Origin of the sequence: Streptomyces bauhiniae, from assembly GCF_004784475.1 — a bacterium.
Classification (GTDB): Bacteria; Actinomycetota; Actinomycetes; order Streptomycetales; family Streptomycetaceae; genus Streptomyces; species Streptomyces seoulensis.
In genome coordinates this window covers 1-26,663 of sequence record NZ_SRRT01000013.1, presented here as the reverse complement: position 1 = coordinate 26,663, position 26,663 = coordinate 1, and the positions used below count along the sequence as shown (strand labels likewise).

33 protein-coding genes are annotated in these 26,663 nt (G+C 73.6%); 31 read left to right on the top strand and 2 right to left on the bottom strand.

The features are described from left to right. Positions 1-3 precede the first annotated feature (3 nt). On the bottom strand, positions 4-1,695 hold the full coding sequence (locus tag E5083_RS30285) for a hypothetical protein (RefSeq protein ID WP_135788873.1): 1,692 nt from the start codon (positions 1,693-1,695) through the stop codon (positions 4-6). Between the two features lie 579 nt (positions 1,696-2,274). Continuing rightward, positions 2,275-3,606: a GNAT family N-acetyltransferase gene (locus E5083_RS30280; protein WP_135788872.1), complete on the bottom strand. Its 1,332-nt coding sequence runs from the start codon at positions 3,604-3,606 to the stop codon at positions 2,275-2,277. Positions 3,607-3,879: 273 nt separating this feature from the next. Between E5083_RS30280 and E5083_RS30275 the strand changes: the two genes are divergently transcribed. The 31 genes from E5083_RS30275 (at position 3,880) to E5083_RS30135 (ending at position 26,359) form a co-directional block, all read left to right on the top strand. Then, complete coding sequence (locus E5083_RS30275; RefSeq protein ID WP_135788871.1) at positions 3,880-4,185, top strand: hypothetical protein; 306 nt, start codon at positions 3,880-3,882, stop codon at positions 4,183-4,185. Then, a complete protein-coding gene (locus tag E5083_RS30270) occupies positions 4,182-4,445 on the top strand; it encodes a hypothetical protein (protein WP_244317706.1) in 264 nt (87 codons plus the stop codon). The genes E5083_RS30275 and E5083_RS30270 overlap by 4 nt, the downstream gene beginning before the upstream one ends. Continuing rightward, entirely contained in the window at positions 4,442-4,618 is a 177-nt protein-coding gene (locus E5083_RS31410) for a hypothetical protein (RefSeq protein ID WP_167513677.1), read from the top strand. Before E5083_RS30270 ends, E5083_RS31410 begins: the two co-directional genes overlap by 4 nt. Positions 4,619-4,620: 2 nt before the next feature. Further along, the gene (locus E5083_RS30265) at positions 4,621-6,213 is read left to right on the top strand and encodes a DUF2637 domain-containing protein (protein ID WP_167513676.1); all 1,593 of its coding nucleotides are present in this window, start codon (positions 4,621-4,623) and stop codon (positions 6,211-6,213) included. After that, positions 6,210-6,467: a hypothetical protein gene (locus tag E5083_RS30260; RefSeq protein WP_135788868.1), complete on the top strand. Its 258-nt coding sequence runs from the start codon at positions 6,210-6,212 to the stop codon at positions 6,465-6,467. The genes E5083_RS30265 and E5083_RS30260 overlap by 4 nt, the downstream gene beginning before the upstream one ends. A 98-nt stretch (positions 6,468-6,565) precedes the next feature. Continuing rightward, positions 6,566-8,836: a hypothetical protein gene (locus E5083_RS30255; protein WP_135788867.1), complete on the top strand. Its 2,271-nt coding sequence runs from the start codon at positions 6,566-6,568 to the stop codon at positions 8,834-8,836. A gap of 217 nt (positions 8,837-9,053) precedes the next feature. Continuing rightward, positions 9,054-9,566, top strand: a complete 513-nt coding sequence (locus E5083_RS30250) for a hypothetical protein (protein ID WP_135788866.1) — start codon at positions 9,054-9,056, stop codon at positions 9,564-9,566. A gap of 14 nt (positions 9,567-9,580) precedes the next feature. Then, positions 9,581-10,255, top strand: coding sequence for a hypothetical protein (locus E5083_RS30245; protein WP_135788865.1), 675 nt, complete (start codon positions 9,581-9,583; stop codon positions 10,253-10,255). Positions 10,256-10,399: 144 nt separating this feature from the next. Continuing rightward, entirely contained in the window at positions 10,400-10,999 is a 600-nt protein-coding gene (locus E5083_RS30240) for a hypothetical protein (protein ID WP_135788864.1), read from the top strand. Between the two features lie 96 nt (positions 11,000-11,095). After that, positions 11,096-11,386, top strand: a complete 291-nt coding sequence (locus E5083_RS30235; RefSeq protein WP_208754225.1) for a hypothetical protein — start codon at positions 11,096-11,098, stop codon at positions 11,384-11,386. Between the two features lie 77 nt (positions 11,387-11,463). Beyond that, entirely contained in the window at positions 11,464-11,856 is a 393-nt protein-coding gene (locus E5083_RS30230) for a RapZ C-terminal domain-containing protein (protein WP_135788863.1), read from the top strand. Positions 11,857-11,870: 14 nt separating this feature from the next. Next, positions 11,871-12,350 carry a hypothetical protein gene (locus E5083_RS30225; RefSeq protein WP_135788862.1) on the top strand — a complete coding sequence of 160 codons (480 nt, stop codon included), beginning with the start codon at positions 11,871-11,873 and terminating at the stop codon, positions 12,348-12,350. An 87-nt stretch (positions 12,351-12,437) separates the two neighbouring features. Then, positions 12,438-13,013, top strand: a complete 576-nt coding sequence (locus E5083_RS30220) for a DUF6919 domain-containing protein (protein ID WP_135788861.1) — start codon at positions 12,438-12,440, stop codon at positions 13,011-13,013. A 131-nt stretch (positions 13,014-13,144) separates the two neighbouring features. After that, positions 13,145-13,309 (top strand): hypothetical protein, encoded by a 165-nt coding sequence (locus tag E5083_RS31405; protein ID WP_167513675.1) that lies wholly within the window; start codon positions 13,145-13,147, stop codon positions 13,307-13,309. Between the two features lie 77 nt (positions 13,310-13,386). Further along, positions 13,387-13,992, top strand: a complete 606-nt coding sequence (locus E5083_RS30215; RefSeq protein ID WP_135788860.1) for a hypothetical protein — start codon at positions 13,387-13,389, stop codon at positions 13,990-13,992. Continuing rightward, on the top strand, positions 13,989-14,321 hold the full coding sequence (locus E5083_RS30210) for a hypothetical protein (protein WP_135788859.1): 333 nt from the start codon (positions 13,989-13,991) through the stop codon (positions 14,319-14,321). The genes E5083_RS30215 and E5083_RS30210 overlap by 4 nt, the downstream gene beginning before the upstream one ends. A gap of 88 nt (positions 14,322-14,409) precedes the next feature. Next, positions 14,410-15,078, top strand: coding sequence for a GGDEF domain-containing protein (locus tag E5083_RS30205; RefSeq protein WP_135788858.1), 669 nt, complete (start codon positions 14,410-14,412; stop codon positions 15,076-15,078). Beyond that, on the top strand, positions 15,078-15,914 hold the full coding sequence (locus E5083_RS30200) for an AAA family ATPase (protein ID WP_244317705.1): 837 nt from the start codon (positions 15,078-15,080) through the stop codon (positions 15,912-15,914). The genes E5083_RS30205 and E5083_RS30200 overlap by 1 nt, the downstream gene beginning before the upstream one ends. Before the next feature lie 47 nt (positions 15,915-15,961). Next, positions 15,962-16,684, top strand: coding sequence for an NUDIX domain-containing protein (locus E5083_RS30195; protein ID WP_135788857.1), 723 nt, complete (start codon positions 15,962-15,964; stop codon positions 16,682-16,684). 73 nt (positions 16,685-16,757) lie between these two features. Then, positions 16,758-17,147 (top strand): RapZ C-terminal domain-containing protein, encoded by a 390-nt coding sequence (locus E5083_RS30190; protein WP_135788856.1) that lies wholly within the window; start codon positions 16,758-16,760, stop codon positions 17,145-17,147. Positions 17,148-17,262: 115 nt separating this feature from the next. Further along, entirely contained in the window at positions 17,263-17,856 is a 594-nt protein-coding gene (locus E5083_RS30185; RefSeq protein ID WP_135788855.1) for a hypothetical protein, read from the top strand. After that, positions 17,853-18,584, top strand: a complete 732-nt coding sequence (locus E5083_RS30180; protein WP_135788854.1) for a hypothetical protein — start codon at positions 17,853-17,855, stop codon at positions 18,582-18,584. The genes E5083_RS30185 and E5083_RS30180 overlap by 4 nt, the downstream gene beginning before the upstream one ends. Positions 18,585-18,596: 12 nt before the next feature. Next, positions 18,597-19,085 (top strand): hypothetical protein, encoded by a 489-nt coding sequence (locus E5083_RS30175; protein WP_244317704.1) that lies wholly within the window; start codon positions 18,597-18,599, stop codon positions 19,083-19,085. Then, on the top strand, positions 19,082-19,744 hold the full coding sequence (locus E5083_RS30170) for a hypothetical protein (RefSeq protein WP_135788853.1): 663 nt from the start codon (positions 19,082-19,084) through the stop codon (positions 19,742-19,744). The genes E5083_RS30175 and E5083_RS30170 overlap by 4 nt, the downstream gene beginning before the upstream one ends. Further along, a complete protein-coding gene (locus E5083_RS30165) occupies positions 19,741-20,019 on the top strand; it encodes a hypothetical protein (protein WP_135788852.1) in 279 nt (92 codons plus the stop codon). Before E5083_RS30170 ends, E5083_RS30165 begins: the two co-directional genes overlap by 4 nt. A 214-nt stretch (positions 20,020-20,233) precedes the next feature. Beyond that, positions 20,234-20,665 carry a hypothetical protein gene (locus tag E5083_RS30160; protein ID WP_244317703.1) on the top strand — a complete coding sequence of 144 codons (432 nt, stop codon included), beginning with the start codon at positions 20,234-20,236 and terminating at the stop codon, positions 20,663-20,665. 82 nt (positions 20,666-20,747) lie between these two features. Then, positions 20,748-21,185 (top strand): DUF2742 domain-containing protein, encoded by a 438-nt coding sequence (locus E5083_RS30155; RefSeq protein ID WP_135788851.1) that lies wholly within the window; start codon positions 20,748-20,750, stop codon positions 21,183-21,185. A 301-nt stretch (positions 21,186-21,486) separates the two neighbouring features. Beyond that, positions 21,487-22,245: a hypothetical protein gene (locus E5083_RS30150; RefSeq protein WP_135788850.1), complete on the top strand. Its 759-nt coding sequence runs from the start codon at positions 21,487-21,489 to the stop codon at positions 22,243-22,245. 233 nt (positions 22,246-22,478) lie between these two features. Next, entirely contained in the window at positions 22,479-23,765 is a 1,287-nt protein-coding gene (locus tag E5083_RS30145) for a hypothetical protein (RefSeq protein WP_208754223.1), read from the top strand. 321 nt (positions 23,766-24,086) lie between these two features. Next, a complete protein-coding gene (locus E5083_RS30140; protein ID WP_244317702.1) occupies positions 24,087-25,049 on the top strand; it encodes a hypothetical protein in 963 nt (320 codons plus the stop codon). Between the two features lie 500 nt (positions 25,050-25,549). Then, entirely contained in the window at positions 25,550-26,359 is an 810-nt protein-coding gene (locus E5083_RS30135; protein WP_135788849.1) for a hypothetical protein, read from the top strand. Positions 26,360-26,663: the final 304 nt, after the last annotated feature.

Below are 26,663 nucleotides of genomic sequence, written 5' to 3'. Positions count from 1 at the left end.
GGTTCAGCTGATGTGAGCGGGTTCCCTCTGGACGCGCACGGCCCGGCACCGGGTGCACAGGCCGTCGTACCCGACGGCCGGGCGGTCCCAGTCGCAGCCGGTCCCGTCGTGGCCGGGGCAGCGGTCGCCCTGCCACATCGCTTGAGCGGGGATGCCGACCTCGGGTTGCGGGTCGGGGCGGTCGGCAGGTGCAGCAAGAGCGACCTGTTCGACCCCGCGCTCGCGCAGCCGCTTGAACTCCTGGGCGAAGCCGTCGGCCGCGACCCGCGCGGCGAGAGCCTGGCCCAGGGCGTCGGCACCCTGCGCGGCCGCCGCCGCACGGGCCTGGTCGACGCCCCCGGTCACGTACGCGCGGAACGCGGCCGCGGCCTGGTCGTCGCCGACCGTCGCCTGCTGCTCGGCCAGGACCCGCTCGACGAGCTGGACCGCCTCCCGCTCGGTCGAGGCGATCGTGCGGGTGCAGTCCGCGCACGGCGCGCCGTTGGTCCCGCGGTCGAACTCGCAGTGCGGGCAGGCCCGCCGCCGGGCCTCGGCCTTCTTCTCCGCGGCCGCCGCCTTGCGCTCGCGGTCCCGGTCCGCCCGGTAGTCCTTGTCCCGCTCGATGCAGGAGCGGCACGGGGAGCCGTCCTCGAACTCGCCGTCCTCGCACCGGGGATCGGGGCACGGGCCCGGCTTGAGCATGGCCACGGTCGCGCCGACGGGGCTGGACAGGGTGCCGGCCGCGAAGTGGTTGGTGTAGCCGTGGGTCACCCAGCGGCGGGCGACCCGGGCGCCGAGCTTACGGGCCTGGGCGAGATCGCCCTGGGCCAGCTGCTGCACGATCGCACTGATCACGGTCTTGGGCCGGTCCGTACGGGCGGTGCTGCGCAGGGCTTCGCGCAGGGCGTCGGGGAACGCCTCCAGGACCAGCTGCACCTCCGGCGTCACCAGCACTTCCCCACCAGACCGACCCGGCTTCCGCTTCGGCGCATTCGCGCCGTCGGCCGCGGCGGAGCCGCTCGACTGCTCGCGCGCGCTACTACCGGTAGTGGGCCTGCGGCCGTCACCAGCGCTACGCGCTGAAGGCGCTGTCTGTGGTTGATGTTGGTCTGGTTGATGTTGGTCTGGTTTTGCACCCCCATTTTCGGGGGCACCGGCGCCGCCATTTTCAGGGGCTCCGGCCCCCCTATTTTTAGAGGTGCCGTGCGGAACGGTCCCTCTATTTTTAGGGGTGCCGGTCTGACCTGCGGTTTCGTCGGGATTCGTGGCCTCGAACGCTGCCGTGTCGGCGGACTCGGCAGCGGCGGCGGCCGCCAGCCGTTCCTTGCGGCGGGCCAGCCACTCCTGGCGGTTGCGGGGCCCGGTGTAGTCCTTGGGCGGGTGGTACCGGACGTCGTAGACGTACCGGCGGCGCATCCCGTTGGCGTAGCGCTTCTCAGTGATCACGACCGCGCCGATGGACTGGAGCGCCTCGCGGTAGGGCTTCAGCTGGTCGGGGTTCTTGATCTTCATGGCGTCGGCCAGCTCGGGGCCGGCGGGCCAGACCCGGTTGTCCGGGCGATCGTGGTTCACGCAGCTGGCGAGCACGGTCCAGAAGTCGCGCTGGGCGGGCTTCAGGTCGGAGTAGGTGATCCACTCCGGGACCATGGTGAACAGGGGCGGCGCGTCGGAGCTGTAGACCTCGTGCTCGTCGTCGAAGGGGACGTCGTCGGTCATGTGGCCGCTCCGCGGCCGGAGTTGACGGGCCGGATGGGCGGGTGGTGCTGGAGTGGCACGAGAGATTCCCTTTGAGGAATTTCGGGGAGCCTCTTTGGCCAGATAGCGGGGTAGCGGCGTGATCGACGTGCTGAGGATGCACGGCCGCGTCTATCCTGGCGCTCCTGGCGTGTGGGTAGCACGCCGGTGAGGCCCCACCTGATGGGTGCGGGTTGCGCCCCCTCGGGGGCATTGACTCTGGGCGAGTCGACGTGATGGCCGTTCCGCTTCGGCGGGGCGGCCATCAGACGTTCAGCGGGGCGGGACGGGGCGGAGCGGGCGCCGGGCGGCGGCCGAGCGTGGTCGGGCCTGCGTCGGCGTGGCGCTGCTCGAAGGCTGCGGCGGTATCGCCTGAACCCGTACGCTCATCGAGCGCACCTCCCCGTGATCAAGGTGCGGCCGTCTCGCCGGGTCTCGACCCCCCGGCGGCGGACCGACAGGCCCCGTGACGGGGCCTGTTGCGTTTCGGGAGGTTTGGGCCCCCCCGTTCCTCTATCCGACCACACGCACCGTAACGGGTGCGTCGCCGGGGGCACGAAGTCATTTGTCTCCGGCCCCGGTTGGGGCGTCGGCCGGGTCGGTGAGGAGCGGACCGACGTCGAGCGTGACGCCGGCCGGCCGCTGGAAGAGGGCGCCGGACTGGCGGCCGTCCGCCGTCACGGTGCGCACGAGGTCGAAGCCGCGCGCGCTGTAGTAGTCGAGCAGCCCCTGGTTGGTGCGCCAGGCGTCCAGCCGCAGCCATCTCGCGCCGCGGGCCTGCGCGCGGGTGCTGGCCCAGTCGAGCATGGCGCTGCCGAGCTCCTCGCCGCTGGCGTCGCGCCGGACCACCATCCGGTGGAGGTAGAGGGCCTCTTCGGCGCTCTCCTCGGGGGACCAGAAGTCGGGGTCGGCGAAGGTGTCCAGGGTGAGCGTGGCGACCGCGACCCCGTCGTCCAGGACCAGGAAGCACTCCCCCGCCTCGATGTTGCGGCGGATGCGGTCGACGCGCGGTTCGTACTGCCACTGGTCGATGTCGCGCTCCCGGAGCCAGTCGCCGGCCTGCTTCCACAGGCCCGTAACGGTCTCCAGGTCCTCCGCGGTGGCCGGGACGACGGTCAGCTCGCTGCCGAGGCGGGGGCTCTCGTCCTCCAGGACCATCTTGATCCGGTCGCCGGGCAGGCAGTTGATCACGCACCGGACGGGCTTCCCGGCGGCCGTGTAGCCGGTGACGATCTCCTCCGCGACCGGGGTCCCGGGCGGGATGCCCAGGCGGGCGGACTCCTTGGGGTTGGGCATCCGCCACTCGTACTCGCGCACGGTGCGGCGCTGGCGGTAGCCCATCTCGGCCAGGACCACGTTCGCGCCGCGGGCGATGTCGGCCGGGTTGGTGATCTCGTCGCTGTCGCGGACCAGCGAGCGGGGGTAGTAGCTGTCGTTCGTCAGGTACGCCTCGCCGTCGAGGAAGCGCACGCGGCTGCGCACGACGTTGAGCTCGCCCTCCTCCAGCTTCAGGCGCTCGCGGACGATGTCCGGGGCCGGCACCACCGAGACCTCGATCGTCTGGGACGCCTCGCGGCCCAGCTCCGACATCTCGGTCAGGAAGGAGTCCATCTGCGGGCTGAGCGGGCGCTTGCGGAACTCCTGCTGCGGCCGGTAGATCATCGGGCGCCGCTCGCGGACGAAGTGGCCGCGCGGGCGGTCCGCGTAGATGCGGCCCTCCTGGACCAGCACGTCCAGACCCTTGCGCACGGTCACGCGCGTGGTCTTGTGCTGCTCGGCGAGGGACATCTCCGTGGGGAGGGCGCCGTCCGGGAATTCTCCCGCGTCGATGCGTTTGCGCAGGTCATTCGCGATACGCGCATAGAGCGGAGGCGGCTTCTGACTAGGTGACATGCCCCTAGTTCTACCCGTCGCTCTCCGCATTGTCTACTCAATGTGCGTCGGGTGCACGAAGCGCTTGACTCTGGTGTGGCGAGAGGGCAGGATCTTTCTCGGGCAACGCATTGTCTACACAATGTGTGTCGCAAAGAAGGGGTATGCAATTCGCCCCTGAGCAGTGCAGATGGAAGGCCCGCCGTGCCCGGTCCTCCCGCAGCACCACCCGCGGGGATGGCACCCCGCCCCCCGGCACGACCCACTCGAAACCCGACCCCGAAGGACCACACCGTGAACACCACCACCGCCGAGCGACCCCCGTACGGGGCCGCGCTGCACGCGCTGTCCACCCTCACCGGCCAGCCGGAAGCCTTCTTCCTGGGCCGCCCGGCCGACGGCCCCCGCACCCGCGGGGCCCGCGTCGAGTTCGTCGCCATGCTCCTGCTGGACCTGGGCGACACCGACGCCATCACCGCCCGCCGCCGCACCGCCCCCCGCCCGGCGCTGCTCGCCGTCGTCGACGAGCTGGAGCACGCCGAGGAGTCCGCCGCCGGCCACGGCCTGGACGAGGAGATCGCCCGGGGGTGGGCCGCGTGAAGATCGACGCCCGCACCATCGAGGCGGTCAACGCCTTCATCCGCCTGTTCCTCGTTCGCGTGGACGAGCTCCACACCGGCCTGTTCTTCCTGGTCATCCCGCTGTTCGTCATCGTCGTCGGCGCCGCCGCCCTCGCGGTCATCGTCGTCGCGGCCGCCGTGGTGCTGGTCGCCGGATCGCTCGCCGTCGTCCTCATGGCCCGCCGCGGGATCAACGCCGCCGCCGAACGCAGCGCCATGCGCCGGGCGGTGAGCACATGAGGAACCGCTGCACCCTCCCGCTGACCGCCGAGGCCCTGCGCGCCCACGGCCTCACCAGCCGCGACCAGGCCCACGAACAGGGCCGCTGCACGCAGATCCTCGCCCGCCAGCACACCCCGACCGCCCCCGCCCGCGACGCCGCCCCCCGCGCCGAGGAGACCCGCACCCGATGACCATGACCGAACCCCGAACCGACGAGGACACCCCCCTGATGTCGCGCGGCGAGCGCCGCCAGGTCGGCCGCGCCACCGCGCGCAAGGCCGGCGCCGAGGCCAAGGCGTCGGAGGTCGAGGCCGACAAGGTCGAGCGCCTGGCCGACCTCGACGTCGAGGAGCGCAGCCTCAGCGTCGAGGGCAAGCGCGAGAAGCTGCGGCAGCAGAAGCGCCGGGAGGCCCGCGCCGAGAAGGCCCGCGTCCGCAAGGACGCCGTGCAGAAGTGGAAGGCGCGCGGCAAGGCGCTGCTGCACGCGCTGCCCGTCATCGTCGCGGTCACCGCCGTCGCCGCGCTGATCGTCGCGTCCGTGTGGATCGCGTGGCCGGCCCAGGCCGAGGCCATGCGCGCCGACCTGGGCGAGCGCTCCTGGATCGTGCCCGGCGTGGTCGAGGGGCTGACCTGGACGTCGGCCTCCCTGACCATCCTGGCAGTGCGGCGCGGAGCACCGGCGGGCCGCTACCGGCTGATGACCGCCGTCTCGGCGCTGCTGGCCGCCAGCCTCAACCTCTTCCACTCGCCTTCCGTGTCGGCCGGACAGGTCAACGCTCTCGCCTCGCTCGCCGGCGTCATCTCCTTCGAGATGGTCGTCGGGCTGCTCCAGCACACCCAGAGCGGCCGTACCGCCGCCGAGGTGCGCGAGCAGCTCGCCCGGTGGATCGCCCACCCGATGGTCTCCCTGACCGCCTGGCGCATCCGCGCGCCCTACCGCCGCAAGATCACCGTGCAGGCGGCATGGGACCAGGCATGGGAGTCCCACCACGGCGGAACGCCCGGCACGACGGCCGCGCGGGTGCGCCGCCAGCGCCGGGCCGAGGCACGGATGGAGCGGGCGCGCACCCGTACGGGCTGGCTGCGGCGCCGAGCGCTGAAGCGTTCCGCCGAGGCCGTCGCGCTGGAGGCGGAGACCGCCGAGCGTTCCGCAGACCTCGCCCAGGCCCGTGCCGACGAGGCCCGTGCCCGTGCCGAGGAGTTCCGGTTCCGGGCGATCAAGGAGGAGGAGAAGGCTCAGGCGCGGCTCAGTTCCCAGAAGTTCCGGGGCCTGCCCTTCGTGGGCGGCCAGTGGGTTCCCGTGCTCCCGCCGCAGTCCAGTTCCGCCACGGGCGAGAAGCGTTCCGAAGGGCCAAAAATTCAGTGCCCTCAAGGGGAATCGGCCTCTGGTGCCCCGGCGGGGAACGGTGCGGAGCCCGGCGAACGGAACGGCTCCGCACGGTCCGGGAACGACTCGAAGGTGGCCGATGAGAACGGCTCCGCACGGTCCGGGAACGGCTCGAAGAGTGCCGGGACGGAACGCGACCTGAGCGAGTTCGTGGCACCCGCCTTCAAGGTCGCCCGGGAACTCGCGTACGAGGCCGCGACCGACAAGCGCAAGCGGAGCGGGAACGGGTTCTTCTCCCCGTACGTGCTCGCGGAACGCGTCGGCATCCACCGCTCCTACGGCAAGCGGCTGCTCGCCCGGCTGGAGGCGGAACCCGGTTTCGCCGAGGCGATGGCCGAGGAGATCGAGCGGGCCCGCCAGCAGGAGACCGACCAGACGACCGAGGAGATCAGCGCATGACCGCAACGACCAAGACCCCGCGCACCCTGCCGCCGCTGCTGATCCTCGCGGCCCCCGCCGGGATCACGACCCTGTGGCTCCTGCCCGTCCGCTACGGGTGGGACGGCCGGGACACGGCCATCGCCGCGGCGGTCGTCTTCCTCGCCGTCCTGGCCCTGCCCGTCGTCCCCGCGGCGCTGGCCGGCACGGCCAAGGGAGCCGCCAAGGCCCTGCGGCGCAAGCCCAAGAAGAAGGACGACAGCAAGAAGAAGTAGTTCCACCCCGCCCCGCACGACGTGGGGGCCCGGCCGGAGAAGTTGACGCGACCCGGCCGGGCCCCCGTCCCCCCGACAAGGAAGGACTGACGCCCATCATGACCCACCCCACCGAGACCCCGACCAGAAACAGCCAGGTCGTCAACCTGCTGGACCGGATGCCGCCCGCGCAGCGCGACGCGCTGGAAAAGGCCGCCCGCGCCCAGGTCCAGGACAGCAGCCCGGCGGGCATCGCCGACGCCAGCACCGGCACCGTCAAGCTCTCCGCCGAGGTCGACGGCCAGGACCTCCCCGTGGTCGAGCAGATCGACGAGACCACCCGGCGCCGCCTGCGCCTGCACCTGCCCGCCGCGCTGGTCAGCCGCGAGGTCTGGCAGCACCGCCGCGCCGTCGTCACCCACGCCGCCGGCTACCACGCCTCCCGCAGCCACCTCTACGCCGGCCGCCTGATCAAGCTCTCGGCCATGGGACTGCGCAGCGAGCTCGCCAGCGCCGCCAGCTACCTCCTGGTCTCCGAGTACGGCGAGATGATCGCCGAGGCCCGCGTCGAGGCCAAGCGCAAGGGCCACGCCGACCACAGCGACGTCGCCCAACTGCGGGCCGAGCGCCGCACCGTGGGCCGGGCCCGCCGCCGGGAGAACCTCACCGTCCTGTCCGCCACCGGCGTCACCTCCTACGTCGCCGCCGTCGTGGCCATCGCGGAGGTCTGGGGCATGGCCCTGGCCACCCCGGCGCTGCTGCCGGTGGTCGGCGTGATGTACGCGTGCGGACTGCGCGAGGTCCGCCGCCGCTCCGAGCCCTACGTCATCTTCGACCAGGCCGCCGCCGACGAGGACGCGCCGCTGACGGACTCGACCATCAACGCCGCCCTGCGCAAGATCAAGGTGCTCGGCGAGGAGGAGATCGCCGAGCTGATCGGCCCCATCCGCGCCGTGACGATCAACGCGTGCGAGGCCACCCTCAAGCTGCCCTCCGGCGTCACCGCCCCGCGCGTCATCGCCGCGCGCGAGGCCCTGGCGGAGGCCCTCAACGTCGAGCCGTCCTGGCTGGACGTGCGGCAGGCCGGCCACCCCAACCGCATCACCCTGTGGATCGCCACCAGCGACCCGTTCGCCGAGACCCGCGTCTCCCCGCTGGTCGAGGCGCCGGAGCGACAGGACGTGTGGGGCCGGGGCATCCCGATCGGGTTCAACCGTCGCGGCGAGACGATCTACCTGAAGCTGAAGCACGTCATGGCCCTGCTGGGCGGCATGTCGCGCACCGGCAAGGGAATGCTGCTGCGCTCGATCATCTGCGGGCTCGGCCTGGACCCGCGGGTGAACATCCGCCTCGCGGCCGGCGCCAAGCCGGGTGAGCACATCGGCTACTCCCGGGTGTGCGCCACCTTCTTCGGCCGCCGGCCCGGACGGCTCGACCTGCTCCTCGACGCCCTGCTGATGGAGGCCAACCGCCGGGAGGAATTCCTGGAGGACGAGGGCCGCGCCAAGCTCGGAGAAAGGGACCTGGCGCAATTCCCGCTCGAAATCCTCATCATCGACGAAGGGCAGGAATACACCCAGAATTCCGGCCCCCTCTCGGCGGACATCGTTGCGAAGATCGAGCGCCTGGCGGGCTTCGCGGCCGCACTGAACATCGTGGTCTTCCTGGTCACCCAGGACCCGGACAAGAACACGGTCCCCCGCAAATTCAAGTCCAACTCCGCTGTCCGTATCGCCACGAAAACGGGTTCACCGACGCAGACCAACGCCATTCTCAAGGAAGGGGCCACCGGTAACGGGCTGCGCGCGCACGAAATTCCCTTCGAGCGCAAGGGGCAGACCATCGTCGACATCGACGGCGCCGAGGGCGAGCTGATGCGCTCCTACTTCATCGAGGACGAGGAGCACGACGGCGCGGAGCCGATCATCACGGCGGGCCGGGAGCTGCGCGAGCAGTGCGGCCGGGCCCCGGGCCAGTTCGCGGACCCGATCGAGGACTACCTGCTGCTGGCGACCGGCCTGTCCTCCTCCGGGGGCGGTCCCGGAGGCCGGGGCAAGCCGGGCCGGCCGGAGGTCACCGCCGAGGAGGCCACCGTGCTGGACGTCATCCTCGGCGCGTTCCCCTCCGGCGCCGACCGGGTGCCGCTGGAGGCCGTGCGCACCGAGCTGGCCGACTGGGACCAGCAGTGGGCGCCGCGCCCCGAGGAGGAGGCGGCCGCCTACGCCGGGCGGATCGGCAAGGCCCTGGGCGACGCCCTGGACAAGGAGCTGGAGGGCACCGGCGTGACGCTGGAGCCGACCCGCTGGCGGGAGGACTCCGGACGGGTCCGCGGCTACCTCAAGAGCGACGTCGAGGAAGCCTACGAAGCCGCCCGGAAGATCCAGAAATGACCCCTGGGCCACACCCTGGCCCGGCGGACATCGCCGCAGGTCAGAGCCTGGCCCGACCGTAGGCCACCCGTCGGCGGCCCTGGGACGCGTCCCAGGGCCGCCGGGGCCCGGCCCAGGGGTGTCCACCCCTCCCACCTGCGGTGATGCGGCCCGGCCCAGGGTCCGACCCACCCCCATACCCCCACATAACGATCTTCGCTCTGGAGTCTTCCCGATCATGAACCAGCCCGTCCGTACCGACGCCCAGCCCGTCTACACCATCACCCAGCACCACCCGGCCGCCTCGATCGCCGTGACGCAGGGCGCCGCGCCCCCGGCCCCCTCGCCGCCGCCCGGCGCGGGCGTCGAGCTCGTGGTCCTGCCCGGCGGCGAGCAGCGCTGGGCCTACGTGCCCGCGACCCGGCCGGCGCCCTACGGCGGACCCCGCAGCCAGCCGGTCCCGGCATGGGCCAAGACCGCCGCCCTGCTGATGTGGTCGGCCGCCGGAAGCGCCGCCGTGGCCGGGTGGGGCCTGTCGTTGGCCGGCCCCTGGCTGGAGGCCCTGGCCTGGGCCCTGGTGGCGTTCGCCGTCGCCGTCAGCGTCGTCGCCTACGTCGTACGCGGCCTGTTCGCCCGCGCCCGCCGCGCAGGCGGAGGCAACCGCGCCGAGGCCACCGCGACCGCCACCGGCCGCACCGTCCTGGGCGGCAAGGTCACCGCCACCGCCACCGCCGTCGCCCACAGCGAGTAAGGAGAACCCCGACCGTGAGCGCCACCCTGACCCTGTCCATCCGCGGCCCCCTCAAGATCAACGACACGCCGGTGCGCTGTCCCGGCCGGGACCAGGCCCCGGCCCCGTTCCGGCTGACCCTGATGGTCTCCGGCACCTCCGTCATGGCCTCCTGCGAGCAGAAGCACAAGGGCGCCGACGGCGGCCGCAAGGCCAAGTGCTTCTTCGCCGTCAAGGAGCTCACCCCGGCGATGGTCCGGCTGATCGTCGACAAGACCCAGCCCGGTGCCTTCCGCGTGACCATGCCCGACGGCAAGGTCCTGGAGGGCAAGCGCGACCGCACCGCCCGGCCCGCCCCCGCCGGCCAGGGCGGCACGGCAGCCTCCGCCTTCGCCGCGAAGAAGGCCGCCGCCCGCGGAGGCAAGGGCACCGCCGCCCCCGCGCGCCGCGGTGGCGGCGGGACGCTGGCCGCCGCCCTCAACACCGTCACCGCGGTGGCCGGCACGGCCACCGCGGCCGCCAACGCCATCGGTGCCGGAGCCAGCGCGGTCGGTGCCAGCGCCAACGCCGTCGGCAAGGGCTTCGACATGGGCCGCGAGGGCTTCCGCACCGGCCAGAGCGCCATCCGGGCCGCCGACAACGCCGGAGCCCGCCGCTTCGCCCGCGACAACCGGGCCGCCGACGACGAGGACAAGGGCGGCGGCGAGTAAGGGCACCGCCCCGCACCGCACAGACCCGCACCGCACGACCGGCACCCCTTGCCGAACCGACGCAAAGCTAGTATTGTTTTTCATGTTGGAAGGGGGTGGCACCCCGACCGGCACCACTCGACACCCGACTGCCCTGGAGGCATCGTGCGCCGCATCGTCCCGACCCGCCGCTGCACCGACTGCGACACCTACAACTCCGTGCTCCGCCCCGCCTGTTCGGTCTGCCACCAGCCGATGCCGGGCGTCACCGCCCTGCGCGGCCGCGCGGGCACCGTCCTGCGCACCGGCGCCGACTGGGCCGACACCCTCGGCTGGACGGCTCTGGTCGTCCTCGCCGGAGCGGCGGCCCTCCAGTACGGCGCCGGGCTGGTCCTCACCGACCTGCTGCCCGCCCTCGCCGCCTACGGCCTGGGCCAGTTCGCCGTCTTCGCCCTGGAGGCCCTCGCCCAGGCGGCCGACCCGGGCCCGACCTGGCGGGAGGCGGCCGACGCCGTCGCCGAGGCCGCCGGGAAGCTGACGGCCAGCCCGGACCGGGCCGCCGCCGCCCGGGAGCTGAACCGTCACGGCGGAATCCACCCGCTGACCGTGCTGCTGCGGGCCGCCGCCGTGCTCAGCCGGGAGGAGGGCACCCGGGCGCAGGAGACCGGGGACGAGCAGGAGGCCCTGAACCAGAAGCGGCTGGAGGAGTCCCTGCTCTCCGCCGCCCGCGAGCTCGACGCCGACGTGGAACGCGCCTGGCTCTGACGGCTGCCCGCGGTCCCGGCCGGCCAGGCCGGGGCCAAGGGGAGCCGGGCAGATCCGCCCGTCACGTCCACCTCGACCCGCGAAAGAGGCCCCGCCGTGCCCGACACCCGCTGTCCCGCAGCCCTCCCCGACGACCCCCGCCCCTGCGACGGCCGCCCCGCGGTCACCGTCCTGGACACCGCGAACGCAGGCGCGGACGGATGCGAGGCGCACGGCGCGCGTCTCCTGGCCGTCCTCGACGGGGCCCGCCCCGTCGCCCTGCCGGACGCCCCCGCCGGGGCCGCGCTGCGCGTGTTCCGCGCCGCCGGTGCCGAGAGCCCCGCCCACCGCGCCGCCGGCCTCGCCGAACTGGCCGACTCGCTGAAGACCCAGGCCGCCACGGCCTGACCCGCTCCGACCCGGGGCGGCGGATGGCACCGCCGCCCCGGCCCCGCTCGAAACCGACCACCCTCGAAAGGCACCCGATGATCCGCGTCGTCTCCTTCGGCTACGGCCACGGCCAGCCCCCGGCCGCCGAAGCCACCTACGACCTGCGCGACCTGCTGCGCAACCCCTTCCACGACCCCGCGCTCAAGCACCTCACCGGCCTCGACGCCGCCGTGTACGAGCACGTCATGAACACCCGCGGCGCCCGCGAACTCGCCCAGGCCGCCGCCTACCTCGCGGTCGGGCTCAACGAGTCCACCGGCGCCGACATCACCGTGGCCTTCGGCTGCGTCGGAGGCCGGCACCGCTCGGTCGGCCTGGCCCGCCGCGCCGCGGAGATCGCCGAGCTGACCAACCGGACCGTCCTGATCGAGCACCGCGACGTCGACAAGCCCCTGCTCCCCGCCGGCCTCCACCGCCGCACCCGCTGACCGAGGAGTCACCCATGTTCCGCAGGAACCGCACCAGCCGCCCCCAGACCCAGCCCGTCCGCCGCGACTTCCCGCGCGTGGAGTACGTCCCGCTCACCCTGGCCGAGCTGGAGGCGTACGAGCGCGTCATGCTGCACGCCGCCGAGCGGGTGCGCATCCGCCGCCCCGACATCGGCGGCCTCGGTCACCACGAGGACGTGATCGCCGCCCTGTACCGCAGCGCGGGAGCCGCCTCCGTCACCGAGCCCGACCCCGAGAAGGTCCGCATCCCGATCCAGAAGGGCGACTTCATGTCGCTGAAGTACGCGATCTGGGACATCGAGACGTACGGCGGCAGGCGGGAGATCGCCCGCGAGGCGCGCCATCTGCTCAACCGCTGCAACGCCCTCCTCGGCCGCGAGCGCGCGGTGATCCACATGGGCGGCACGCCGGTGTTCGACCCGGACGCCCCCGCCCCGGTCGTCCTCGACGCCGTCGAGCTGCCCCACCGGTGACCCGCCGGGCCGGGGCGGTGTTCTGCCGCCTCGGCCCGCCCGGGAACCGGACCCCGCACCGTCGAGCAGGACGAAGGAGTACACCCCATGTCTCGTGCAACCAGCCGAGCCTGGGCGGCCGCCCGCACGACGGCCGACCTCGGCGCCCTCACCGCCCAGTGGCTGGAGGGGAAGCTGGACGCCCTCCCCGGGGGCTCCCACCGGGGAGGGCCGGACCCGGAGACCGCCCCCCTCGTCGACGTCCTCGCCGCCGTCAACCGGGCCGGGTGGGTCACCGTCCAGTCCCAGCCCGGATACGACGGCCCCGCCTTCGACGGCCGCCGGTGGCGCCAGCGCGCCGCTGTGATGCTCCTGGTCGACACCGCCGGCCGGGACCGGCTGACCGCCGCCGCGCGCACCGCGGGCCTGCTGGTGGCCGAGCACCGCGCCGAGCGCCCCGGACTCGTCCGCGAGATCCCGGTCACCACCTGGGGCGGGGACGTGCACACCGCGTTCGGGGTGCACTTTCGTCGCCGCCACCTGCGGCAGTGGTTCAGCGGATGCCACCGCGAGGCCCTGCGCGCCGTGGGCGAGGCCCACCAGGTCACCCTGGCCGATCCGCGATGGAACGAGGACGGCCTGCTCTGGCCCCTTCTCGCCGCACAGGCCGCCGCCGTCTCCTAGGCGGCCCGCGCGCCGGGGAGGTACTGAAACCCTTGCGTATCAGCTTCAAAACTAGTAATGTTCTTCTTGTTGGAAGGGGTTGGCACCCCGACCGGCACCCACTCGAAATCCGAACCGACGGAGGCACTTCCGTGGCCCAGCCCAACACGACCGTCCAGCAGCTCCAGGCCGACGCGGCCAAGGACTACCAGCAGCACAACGACCCGCAGACGGCGGCCGCGCGGCGGCTCCAGCAGGGGCTCACCATCGCCCGCGCCCAGGAGGCGGCCGGCAGCGCCGCCGCCCGCGCGCACTGACCCCCGTCCCCTTCCCGGGGTCGGCCGCCGCGCAGACGGCGGCAGCCGACCCCGGCCTCTCCTGCGGAGTCCAGACCATGACGTCCTGCCCCACCCACCGCAACAGCCCCCCGCCGGCGGCCCGCCACCCGCACAACGGCCAGAGCGCCCCGCTGGTCTGCAAGGGGTGCCTCGCTCCCGCCGGCAGCGAACAGGAGCGCCGTTCCCACCACTGCCCGTGCTGCGGCGAGAAGTACGCCAGCAGCTGCCTGGGCAACCTCCGGGACTGCCCGAACTGCGGCCGCCTGAACCTGGACACCGGCCAGTGGCAGCGGCCCAACGACCCCCTCACCGACCTGCTGCGCGGCCACCTCGACCCCGACCCGTGGATGCAGGTGCGCGAGCGCGCCGCCGGACTCTTCGGCCGCCTCATCGCCCACCACCTCCACCAGGTGACCTTCGAGATCGACCGGACCCGCCTGTACGGCGAGATCGCCGTCGGCAGCCGGGCCCTGACGGTCCGGTACGCCGACGGCCGGTTCGAGGCCGCGAGCGACTGCCCGCGCCGCGCCGAGTGCCGCCGCGGGCGGGTGTGGACGCCGGTGGCCGGCCGCGAGGAGCTGCTGCACGTCCACCTCCACGGACCCGGCCGTGCCGTCCAGTGCGACCGTGCCGAGCGGCACGCGGCCGGGGGTGTGCGGTGAGCGTCTACCGGCCGCGTCGCCTCGACCACGTCCACCCCGGCGTACGGGTCATCGTCGGCTGGGACGCCCCGCTGGCCACCTTCTTCACCCAGGTCTGGCAGCTGCCCCGCCGGGACGGCGCCCTGATCCGCGACCTGGTCGCCGCGGGCATCACCCCGTACGAGATCGACGACCCGGCGACCGTCGTGGACCTGGCCCGCCCCTTCGCGCGCGTCCCCGACGACCTGAGCGCCCAGCTGGCGCAGGACCGGCTGACCGAGACGGACCCGACCGGCGGCCAACTGCGGGACGCCGTGCAGAAGCTGCTCACCACCGTCCCCGCCCGGTGAACTGCCCCGGGGCGGCGGCAGGCCGTCACTCCGCGCCGCCGCCCCGGGCCCCCTCCCGACTCGAAGACCGAAAGGAAGACCCTCCATCATGCCGTCCGGCATAGAAACCGGCGCCCTGCTCGACCGCGCCCGCACGGACCTCGCCCGCCCCGACGCCAGCCCGGTCGACCTGCGCCGCCACCTCACCCGGGTGGTGCCCGCGGTCGAGGAGCTGCTGGCCGAGAACGCCGCGCTCCACGGCCAGCTCGCACGGGCCCGCACCTGCCCGGTCACCCACCTGCCCACCCGGGCGGCGTGGACCGAGCGGGCCGGCCAGGTCCTGGCGCAGGGGCCCACGGTGGTCCTGCTCGTCGACCTCGACGGCTTCAAGCCGGTCAACGACCGGTTCGGGCACGCCGCGGGCGACGACGTCCTCGCCGCCGTCGGGGCCCGGCTGGCCGCCTGGTCCGCCGCCGCGGGCGGAACGGCCGGGCGGCTGGGCGGTGACGAGTTCTCCGTCGCCGTCCCCGACGCCCCCGGCCTCGACCTGGACGCGCTGCGGACGCTGCTGACCCGGCCGGTCCGCCACCAGGACCTGACCCTGACGGTCGGCGCCTCCATCGGCTCCGCGCACGGCCCGGCGTCCGCCGACCTCTCCGCGCTCCTCAAGACCGCCGACGCCGCGATGTACCAGGCCAAGGGCCGTGGCCGGCGCGGCCGCCGCCTTGCCCCCCTGGCCCGCCTCGCGCGCGTCCTCCCCTTCCGAAAGGCCGCCTGATGACCACTCCCACCGACGTGCTCGCCCTGCCGGACGCCCTGATCCTGCTGCTGGGCGCGGCCGGCACCGGCAAGACCCGCACCAGCCGCATGTTCCCCCCGGACAGCGTCCTGCGCGCCGACGACCTCCGCGCGCTGTGCGCCGGTGACCCGGGCAGCCAGCAGGCCAACGGCGAGGTCTGGGACGTCCTGGAGCGCGCGCTCGCCATCCGGCTCCGCCTCGGCCTGAAGACCGTGGTCGACGCCACCAATTCGGCGGCCGCGCACCGGGCCCGCCTGGTCGCCGCAGGCCGGGCCCACGGCGCCCCGGTCGTCGCCCTGCTGCTGGGCCCCGGCCTGTCCGTCGCCCAGCAGCGCAACGCCGCCCGGCCCGGCAACCGGTGCGTCCCGGCCGACATCGTGGCCGAGCAGTACGCCCAGGTCGTCGCCGCCCACCCGCGCCTTAAGAAGGAGGGGTTCGACCACGTCGTGTTCGCGGAGAGCCTGCCCGTCCTGGGCACCGCGCTGGAGCGACTGGCCGCCGAGGAGGAGAAGAACGAGGCCACCGCGGACGTCCGCCGGGTCTTCGGCGACGCGGCCGCCGACCTCTTCGACTGGGACGCCCCCAGCGGCGGGCCGTACCGGACCGGTGCCTTCGCCGCCGCCGGGGAATCCCTGGCCGTGCGCTGGGCCGACGACGGCGACCCCTTCGACCACCACTTCCAGGCCCGCGTCTCCTGCCCCACCGAGTGGTGCCCGGGACCGGCCTGGACCCCGGTCCGCTCGCTGGCCGATCTGGCGGCCGCGCACCGCAACACCCCTGCCGACGACACCGAATGCGAGCGCTGCGACCCGTGAACGCCCACCCGACCTCTTCACCGCAACCCCGAGACCAGGAGCGATCCATGAACGAGACCACCACGACCGTCCCCGCCGAACTGCGCGACTGGTCGACGGACTGGCCGGCCTACGCCCCCGAGGACGTCACCCCGCCCGAGCTGCGGCCCCAGGCGCTGGCCCTCGGTGTGCCCGACTGGGCCGAGGCCGCGCCGACGCCCGCCGACGTCCACGACTGGGCCCGGCGCCGGAAGGCCGCACTCGTGCCGTACGAGCTCGACGCGCGGGGCTGGCCGCTCCACCCGCAGGGCCGCACCGGCCGCACCGGCCGCAACCTGGGCAAGTGGGGGGAGAACCAGGCGGCGGACCCGATCGTCGTCGCGGGCACCGGCCGCAACCGCCAGGTGCTGCTCATCACCCGGTCCGACATCCTGGTCGAGGCGATCCCGGGCGGCATGGTCGACCCCGGGGAGACCGCGCCGATGGCCCTGGTCCGCGAGCTGCGCGAGGAGACCGGCGTCGACCTCTCCGACCACCAGCCGATCATCCTCGGCCGGGACGTCGTGGACGACTGGCGCGCCTCCGACCACGCGTGGGTCGCCTCCACCAGCGCGCTCTACCTGCTGCCCGCCACGGTGTCCGCCGCCGGGGCCGACGACGCGCTGGAGGCCACATGGTGGCCCTTCGGCTCCCTCGACCAGCTCGACGCCACGGTGTCCGCCGCCGGGCGCACCCTGTACGCCGCGCACCGGCCCCTCTTGCAGCGCGCCCTCGACCACCTCGCCCGGTAGCCACCGACCGCCCTTCCCCAGCCTCTGCCGGGAATCGGCCCGGCAGTTCCCACCACACGAGGAGAATCACCGCATGGTCCGCGTCACCATCACCACCTTCGGCTACGTCGACGGCCGCGCCCCGGAGCCGGCCGACGTCACCCTCGACATCCGCCGCCACGTCCTGGACACCCACCAGATCCCCGCCGCCGAGGCCCGCACCGGCCTGGACCCCGTCATCGCCAACACCGTGCTCTCGGCGGCGGGCGTCGCCCGGATCGTGGACAACCTGGCCCTGCTGGCCACGGGCATCCTCGACGACGTCGCCGACGCCCGCGCCCGCCTGGTGAAGATCGCCATCGGCGACCACCGCGGCGTCCACTGGGCCGTGGCCATCGGTGAGGACGTCGCCCGCGTACTGCGCATGAACGGCGTGGACACGGACGTCATCCACCGGGAGATCGCGGAGCCGTCCGCCTCCTGACCCCCGCGGGCTGGAACCGGCCCGCACTGTCCGACCCAGCCGACACAGTGGGGGTCCGGGGCCGCAGTCATCGGCCCCGGACCCCGCGCCGTACAACCTAGGAGAACCACCGCCCATGAGCGACACCACCGCTCTGGATGCCGCGAAGACCGCCATCCGCATCGCCACCCGCGACCAGGGGGCCCGAGCCCTGTACGGGGCACGCGTCCTGTACGTCCCCGGCGTCCTGGACGAAGCGGCCGAGCTGCTGAGCAAGCTGTTCGCCGCCGGACTGGATCACCACATCGAGCCCGCCGACTGGGCCAACGTCACCAGCCTGCCCCAGGGCGTCCTGGACGCCCTGGCCTCCCGGTACTGCTCGCGCGTGCAGATCACCCACGCCGAACTCCACGCCGCCCGCGACGCCCTGGTGGCCGAGCTGACCGGCCGGGGGCTGACCGTACGGCCCGGCCAGCGCATCGCCGTCGACCCGCCGGCCGCCGATCCCCGCTCCGGGCACGGCCAGCAGCACAAGTCCGTGGCCCTCTCCCTCAGCAGCGGAGGATGGGACATCCGGGTCGACGAGCCGTTCGGCGGCCCGCCGCACTCGATCGCCGCACCGGCCACCGAGGACGGCGCCCGCGAGGTAGCCGAACTCGTCCACAAGATCCTCAGCGGCGAGGCCCCCGACCCGTTCGCCGCCCCCGCCCGCAAGGAGGCCCGCGCATGACCGGGGACACCGAGTCCCGGCGGGTGCTGCTGCCCGATGACGAGGACTGGCTGGCCCAGCTCATGGGCATGGAGGAGCCGCTGCTGATGCAGCTGGCGCTGAACACCCGCGCCGCCGCGGCGGGAGACCAGGACGTGTGGGAGATGCCCGCCGGCCTCGACGGCGCCGCCGTGCACGACGCGTTCGGCCGCCTGTACCAGGCGCTTCCCGCGCCCCTGCGCCACACCGCCGCGAACACCGGCCGCTCCGTACCGGACCGCGACCGGCCCGCCGGGACCTACACCCTCCGTGCGCCCGACGGACGGTACGAGTACACGCCCCTCTACCCGGCCGACGTCGACCCCGGCGACATCGCCGTCCTGGCCGCCGCCCTCGCCCACTTCCGGACGGCCCTCCAAGGGACTGACGGGACCGAGCTCGCGGACTTCCTCCAGCAGATCGCCGACGAGTGGAGCGAGCCCGGCCGGCACCAGGAGCCCGACGACGGCACCAGGCTGGTCGACTCCTTCGCCCGCGGCCTGGCCGTGCTGCAACTGCCCCGCCAGCACGACACCGAGCAGCTGCTCGACGCCGTCGCGGCGGCCGCGCCCGGCTCCGAGACCGTACCCGAGCAGATCGTCCTCACCGAGACGCAGAACGACGCCTACCAGCGGTTCATGACCCGGGTGTCCGCCGCCGTCACCGACGGCCGCCACGACTACGCCCTGCACCGCTTCGCCACCAGCTGACAAGGACCCGCCATGCCCAACGACGTCACCCCCAGTCCCGCCTCCCTCTCCGAGGAGGAGATGGCCGACGCCCTGACCGCCGGCGCTCAGGCCAGCCGGAGCGAACTCACCCGCGCCGCCGTGCACCTGCTCACCGGCTCCGGCCTGCCCGGCCGCGGCGACTTCGCCCGGCACACCACCCTCGCCTGGACACCCGGCCCCGTGGGCGAGCGCACCCTGACCGCCCAGGTCGACCTCGCCGCCCTACGCGACGACGACACCCTGTACCTCACCGGCGCGGACGAGAAGCTCCTCACCCTCGCCCTCAGCTACGCCCAGGGCCGCCCCGTCCACCTGGACGCCTACCTCAACTCCTTCGGACACCAGACCGCCCGCCGCGTCCTGGAAGCCCACCTGATCGGCATGGGCGCGGAGGGCTTCCTGTCCGTCGCCACCGGCGGGCCCGAGCTGGACAAGCTCAACGCCCTGCACGCCGAACTCGGCATCGGCGACGACGCATGACCGGCGGCCTGGGCGCGCTCGCCGCCCACCTCGACTACACCACCCCCCAGCACCGGCCGGACTGCACCGCCACCACCTGGGAGGTCGACTACCGCCTCCACCGCGCCGAGCGATCGGAGCGGAACAGCGGACACTCCTGCCCGCTGGACACCGACAACCCCGGGGCGTGCGGACACGGCGACTCCCACCAGGCGCTGGCCGTACGGATCTACTGCCGCCGCTGCGGCGCCGCCACCGAACTGCGCGCGGAACTGCCGGAAGTGCCGATGCGGTTCGACACCGTCCGCCTCGGCATGGGGACCAAGCCCAAGCGGTGCGGTGCCCTCTGGATCTACCAGGGCCCTCCGCCGCAGCAGGGCATCCTCAGTGACCAGCCCGGCGAACCCCAGTGGCACCTCGTCGCCCGCCGCAACGCGCCCCGGCTCGACCCGCAGGACATCGTCGGTGCCGTCGAACCCGCGCTCACCCCCCGGGGGAGGCCGTGCTTCACCGCGCACTGGGGCCTGACCGAACTGACCCCCGACTCCGGCGGACGCCCCACACCCGTCTTCCAGCACATCGGCGGCAGCGACGGCACGTACTTCCCGACCGTCACCGCTGCCGCGCGCTGGCTGGGCGAGAACGTCCCCGCCCCCACCGGCGCCGTGGCGCCGGCATGAGCGTCACGCTCCCCGACCCGGGCCGCCTGCACGCCGCGTTGCAGGCGTGCCACCCCGCCGGACTACCGGAGTGGCTGACCGCCGCCAGCCCGCGCTGCGGCACCTCGGCCCCGCCGCTCCGCCTCGACGCCGACCAGGCCGAGGAACTCGCCGACCTCGCCGCCCTGGTGCTGTGGGAGTGCCAGCAGGCCGAAGGCGACACCGACCCCTTCACCACGACCTTCGCAGCCGCCTGCGAGCAGGCCCTGACCTTCCTTCACCCCGTCCGCTCCTGACCGCGTTCCCGACGGCCCGCGCCCCGCGAGGGGTGCGGGCCGTCGGCGTCCCTGCTTCCCCCCGCGCGTCGGGCGCGGAGATGAAATCCGCTGCTCAAAGGGCACTCCCACCCTTCACGTTACGGGTTATGGATGGTAATGTTGTTCTTGTTGGAAGGGGGTGGCACCCCGACCGGCACACCACTCGAAACCCGAACCGTTGGAGGACCACCTCTTGCCCAAGACGCACGCCCGCCGCGCCCGAACCGCCGTCAACGCGATGCTCAACCACCCGCAGGGCACCCGTGCACCCGTCCCCTCCGCCAAGGCGGCCCGCGCCGCCCTCCGGTCGACCGGCGCCCTCTCGCGCGCCGCCCGCCGCGCCGAAGGTGACCCGGCCGCCGCCGACATGGTGGCCATCGTCGTGCGGGACGCCCTCGCGGACGCCTTCCACTACGGCCGCACCCTCGTCCTCAGCCCGCAGGACCTGGACCAGCTGCACCTCGCGCGCCTGTCCGGCCGCCCCTTCCCTGCCTGGACCACCGACCGCGGCCGTGCGCTCGCCTGCCACGTCGGCAACCTCCGGCAGCTCGCCAGCGCCTACGGGCTGTGCGAGGACCACCTCCTGGTCAGCGCCGAGCAGACCTACAAGCACGAGATCGCCTGAACCGGCACCCGGGGGGCGGCGGATGGCACCGCCGCCCCCCGGGACCCCACCACTCGAACCCGACCACCCGTGGAGGTACACCGTGCACAGCGCCGACGCCGCCACAGCGTGGGCCGAACACCAGGTCACCACCCTTGCCGACGGAGCCCGGGAGTGGACCGTCCCGGCCTACGCCTCACCCGCCTGGAACCGACTCCCGCCCTCCGACCCGCGCCGCTTCGCCGCCGTCATCGAGGCCGCCGAGCGCTGGAGCCGGCACACCGCCGAGGAGGAGCGCCTGGACCAGCTCGCCGACGACGACCCCACCGCCTGGTACGCCGAGATCACCGCCGAGGCCAACGCCGCCGCCCGACAGCTGGCCGGCCGCCTCGCCCGGATGCGCACCCAGGCCGAGCTGGAGAGCGCCCGTACCCACCGGCCCCCGCACAGGTTGCGCGCCACCCCGGGCTGGCCGCCCATCGCCGTTCCCGGACAGCCGGGCCGCTACCTCTACCCCTCACGGCAGCTCGCGGCGGCCTGACCCTCGCCGTGTCCGGCCGTCGGGCCGGTGCGGGGGAGCGGCAGCGGTGGGCGGTTTACGTGGCGGGCCGTCCGCCGGGTGCGGGTCCGCGCGGGCGGGCGAAAAGCGGCTGGCAAGGAGGGTGGGCGGCCCGGCCCGGAGAGAACGCGCGGGCCGAAGAAACCCGGAAAAACCCTGGTCAGAAGCCCTTTCACGCTTCCCGATACGCTTCAAGACTGGTATAGTTGTTCTTGTTGGAAGGGGATGGCACCCCGACCAGCCGAACCACTCGAAACCCGAACCGAACGAAGGGCACCCGGCCATGGCCAAGACCAAGGCATCGAAGACCCGTAACCGCATCGACGCCCTGCGGGCAGTGATCGAGAAGGAGTGCACCGCGCCCACCTGCCGCGAGACAGGGAAGTGCCGTCACGAAGGCGAGAAGGAAGCCGCCCGTCACATGCTGGGTCGCCTGCTGGAGAAGCTGAAGGACGCGGCCGGCGACGAGCAGGAGGAGCGCGCCCAGATGTGGGCCGACATCTACGAGCGCGGCTACGACTCGCACGGAAACACCTTCTTCCAGGGCAGCAAGTACCGCTCGGGCCAGTCCATGAAGGACCGCGCCGCAGGCATCCGCATGGACATCAAGGTCGCGCGGAAGGCGGGCCAGGCCCCGCTCGTCCAGGACGGCCCCGGACTGGTGTCCCAGGCGCTGGAGACCTACCGGTTCGACCCCATCGGGGAAGCGCCCGCAGAGATCAAGTTCGGCGTCCGCATCGGCCGCGGCTACGGCTCCATCTACATCGACATCAAGTCCATCCCCCAGGACTGGGGATGGATCGCCGAGGAAGTCACCGACTACCAGGGCGAGAAGGTCACGCGGTGGCACCGATCGCAGGCGCTGAAGGACCTGGAGGTCGAACTCAAGGCGGTCGGGGAGGCGTACAACGCCGATCACGGCTCCAACATCATGACCGACTGCTTCGCCAAGGCGTTCTACGTGTTCGTCGAGTACGACGACCCCGCGATGCTGGCGTGGCGCGCCGAGTACGAGCGCAAGCGCCGGGAAGCCCGCGCCTGACGGAATCTGAGCCGCCGCCCCCGCTGGACACCCGGCGGGGGCGGCGGCGCGTCCGGAGTCTGCGACGACTGCGGCCGACTCGCATCACCGGGTGGGAAGTGCGCCGGGAAAGACCTGTTCAGAGGCCCTTTCACGCTTCCCGATACGGGTTCTGAATGGTATAGTTGTTCATGTTGGAAGGGGGTGGCATCCCGACCGGCACACCACTCGAAACCCGAACCAGCGGAGGAATCGTGCGCGACATCAAGACCCGTTACCGGTACGGCAAGCCGGACAGCGAGGGCCGCACCCCGGTCCACGTCGACGGCGCGGCCGAACCGGCCGGGCACGTACGGAAGATCGGCCGTAGCTCCTCGCCGTGGCACGCGGTCGGCGTCAAGGAGACGCTCGGCACCTCCCACCCCCGCAAGTACGAGGCTGCGGAGCGCATCGTCCGCATGGTCGACGCCGACACCATGTTCGCCCAGGACGTCGCCTACCGGCGTGCCCGGCGCACCACGCCGCCCCAGGGGTGGCAGTTCGTCTCCTGGGAAGAGGTCGAGCGCCAGGGCCACCGCCAGGTCCGCCCCGTGCACCGCGCCCCGCTGGTCGCCGCCGGGGAGACGGACCGCTACCCCGACGCCTTCGCGGAGGTGCCGGTCACGCTGACCGGGGTCACCCGCCTGGAGAACGGACACGTCGTCATCTCGGGCCGCGAGCACGGCCAGCACAGCCCGTACGTGCTCCTCATGGACCCGGCCCACGCCGAACTCGGCGCGCTGATCCCGGACCGCGCCGCCCAGTACGCGGGCCACGGCCGGTGCCCGGCGTGCGAGCAGGACACCGCCCTCTACCGGGCCGGAACCCGCCTCGCGTGCGCGCGCACCACCGCCGCCGACCTCGGCGTCCCCGTCGACCACCTTCCCGCGCCCGCCGACCACGACAGCGCCGTCTGGTGGCGCGTCGGCGACTCTGCCCGCCGTACCTTCGAGCTGCCGGACCACGGACACGCCAAGACCGGCCGCATCATCGAGACGACCACCGACATCACCGACCGCACCCGGCAGGCCCGTGTCGACTACGGCGGTCGCTGGGCAATCTCCAGCGCGGTCAGCGCCCTGGCTCCCCTCGCCCGGGAGGCCGGGCCCCTGCGTCACCTCGGAACCGACACCGCCGGAACGCCGCTCCTGGCCCGGCCCCGGCCGGTGGGGGAGCTGTGCGACCCGCTCCCCGCCGAAGCGGACGAGGCGGACGCCGTTGCCGTCCCGGCGCACGCCGTACGCGAGGGCGACCTGATCCTGGCCGACTTCGGCCAGGCGGCGGACGGAGCCGAAGGGGCCCGCGAGGCCGACCACTTCGCCATCGCCTACACCGCCCACCCTGCGAAGCCCTGCGGGGAGTGCCAGGAATGCCACGCCGCCGCAGGCACCGCCGACCGCGCCCTCCGGTACGTCGTCCTGTCCACCGACGAGGACGGGTGCGACACCTGGTTCCGCAACGAGCCGGTACTGATCATCTCCGCCGCGAACCTCTCGCGCTGACCCTGCCCACGGGGTCAGGCCCGCGGGGCTCCCTGCCGCAGCCGGGAGCCCCGCGGGCGAGCGGGCGAACACCCGGCGACCCGCCGCCCGCCGCAGCCGGCCACCCGAGTGCGGGCCCGCGCGGGCGGGCGAAAAGCGGCTGGCAAGGAGGGTGGGCGGCCCGGCCCGGAGAGAACGCGCGGGCCGAAGAAACCCGGAAAAACCCTGTTCAGAAGCCCTTTCACGCTTCCCGACGCGGGTCATGACTGGTATAGTTGTTCTTGTTGGAAGGGGATGGCACCCCGACCGGCACCACTCGAAACCCGAACCGAGGAGAACGCCGTGAACCCCGACCTCCGGCACCTGGCCCCGCTCGACGCCACCCTGACCGCGCTCCTGGGCGAGCACGGCCACACGCCCCTCGCCAAGGGAACCGGCTACACCCTCCGCGCCACCTGGGACCAGACCGCGCTGGTGCTCATCTACTGGTGCGAACCCGAGAACGCCCATGACCATCTCGTGGGCGGCCATGTCCACCGCCGGGGGCGGTTCCTGAAGGAATGCGTCGAGATCATCAGGGGTGCCGGTCACCAGGTCACCCGGCACCCCACTGTGAACGAGGCCGGACGGGCACCCGTGGAGTCCGCGATCATCTTCCCCCCGGCCGAGCCGGAGCCGGAGCCGCTTGACCCCTCCGTCTGCCGGTGCGACCCGGCCCGGCCGTGCGAGCGAGCCGCCCGCCTGGCAGTCGCGGCCACTCGACTCAGCAACGCCGTGCAGTCCGCCACCGACCAGCTTCTTGACGCGCTGCACGAGGCCGCCGTCGAACCCGTCGACCACGCGCCGTGGGGACCCGAAGGGGCGGCGGCCCTCCTCGACCACTCGTACGGCATCCTCGCCGGCCTCCCTCCACTTCCCGACACCGACGACGCCCAGCAGGAATGCCGGGACTGCGACGCACCAGCCTGCCGTGCCGCCAACGGCATGGCCCGCACAGCGGTCGCCAAGGCGGCCCACCTTGCGGACGTGCGCCGCGCCACGCTGGCCGCGACCCGCACCATCCTGGACCGCGCCTACCTCGCCCTTACCCCCGGAGACCGATGGCACGGCACCCTGCGCGGCACCGCTGAAGAACTGCACCGGGTGTACGTCACCGCCGCAGCCGCCTGTGCCGCCCCCAAGGATCAGGTGCACGGCCGGTACCGACGCTCAGCCCGCCGCCGCACCACCGGCCTGCCGGTCTACCTCCGCCGAGGCGGCAGCCGGTACTGGTTCGTGCGCTGGAGCCGAGCCATCTGGCACTGATCCCCGCCCCCTCGGCGGGGCGAGCGCGGACACCTGGGCCGTGGTCGTCCCGCCGGGCATCTCCGGCGCGGTGGGGGCGACGGCCGCGCCGTGGCGGCCCTGCCCGCCGCGCGCCGCCCCGGGTGGCCGGCTCCGGCGGGCGGCGGCTGCGCCGTGGTGGCCGGCGCGGCCGCGCACCGCCGCCGCTCCCGGACCCGGCGCCGCCGGCCCCCTCGCCGTGTCCGGCCGTCGGGCCGGTGCGGGGGAGCGGCAGCGGTGGGCGGTTTACGTGGCGGGCCGTCCGCCGGGTGCGGGTCCGCGCGGGCGGGCGAAAAGCGGCTGGCAAGGAGGGTGGGCGGCCCGGCCCGGAGAGAACGCGCGGGCCGAAGAAACCCGGAAAAACCCTGGTCAGAAGCCCTTTCACGCTTCACGACACGGGTCATGACTGGTATAGTTGTTCTTGTTGGAAGGGGATGGCACCCCGACCGGCACCACTCGAAACCCGAACCGAGGAGAACGCCGTGCCCGTCATCGACGCCACGTTCTACCCGCTGATCGTCACCGAGCGCCCGACGGAGCTGTTCCGCCAGCCTCCGGCCGGAACCGACATGGGCGCGGCGCGGCTGTGCCCCATCACCGAAGTTCGCCCCGGCGACTGGGTGCTCGGGGAGTTCGAGCGCCCCATGAACCCGGATCGGCTCGACACCCTCATGCAGTCGGTCGCCTGCTTCCCGGCGCTCCCCGCAACGCTGAACGGCTACGTCGCCCTCGACGGCCAGTCACCGGTGTGGCACAACGACGAGACGGCGCTGATCATCCCGCGCGAGTACATCCCCGGAGAAACCTACGCCGACCGGTCCGGCGGCTACCGCGTCGGCGACCGGGTGGAACGCACATTCATCTACGACCCGATCCACGACGACGCCCGCGACACCGTCGGCAAGGCCCGCCCCGTGATCCAGCGAGGAACCGTCACCGACGTGGACGACGGCGCACTCTCCATCGCCTGGTCCGGCTACTGGGCCAACGGCCACAAGGAAGAACAGGCCATGAGGCTGGCCAACCCCGAGGACATCGCCCGGGAGCGCGCCGTCTTCGGCTTCGCCGTCGGTGACACCGTCACGGTCGAGGGCAGCTACGCCACCGGCGTCGTCCTGGAGCTCTACTACCACCCGTGGGCCGGTGCCCCGTGCGCACGCGTCTTCTGGCCCGGAAGCCCGTGGGACAACTACTGCTCCTACGACTTCTCCCCGACGACCCGCTACGTCCACAAGATCCCGGAGAACACCTACTCGATCACCTCCCGCGAGACCCGCACCAACGCCGCGTGACGAACCACCGACTCCGCCCGGGGCGCACCAAGCCCCCGGGCGGAGTCGGTGGGGCGCGGCGTTGGTGCGGGGGGCGACGGCCGCGCCGCGCTGGCCGGGCCCGCCGCGCGCCGGACGCGGTGGCCGGCCCCGGCGGGCGACGGGTGCGCCGTGGTGGCCGGCGCGGCCGCGCGGCGCCGTCGCTTCCGGCACCCGGCCCGGGGGGCCGGGTTGCGAGGGGCGCTCGCGCGCCGCCCCCTCGCGCTCCCCCGGCGCCGCGGGCGGGGGCCGGCGGTGCGGGTGCGGGCCGGTGGGTGGGCATCGC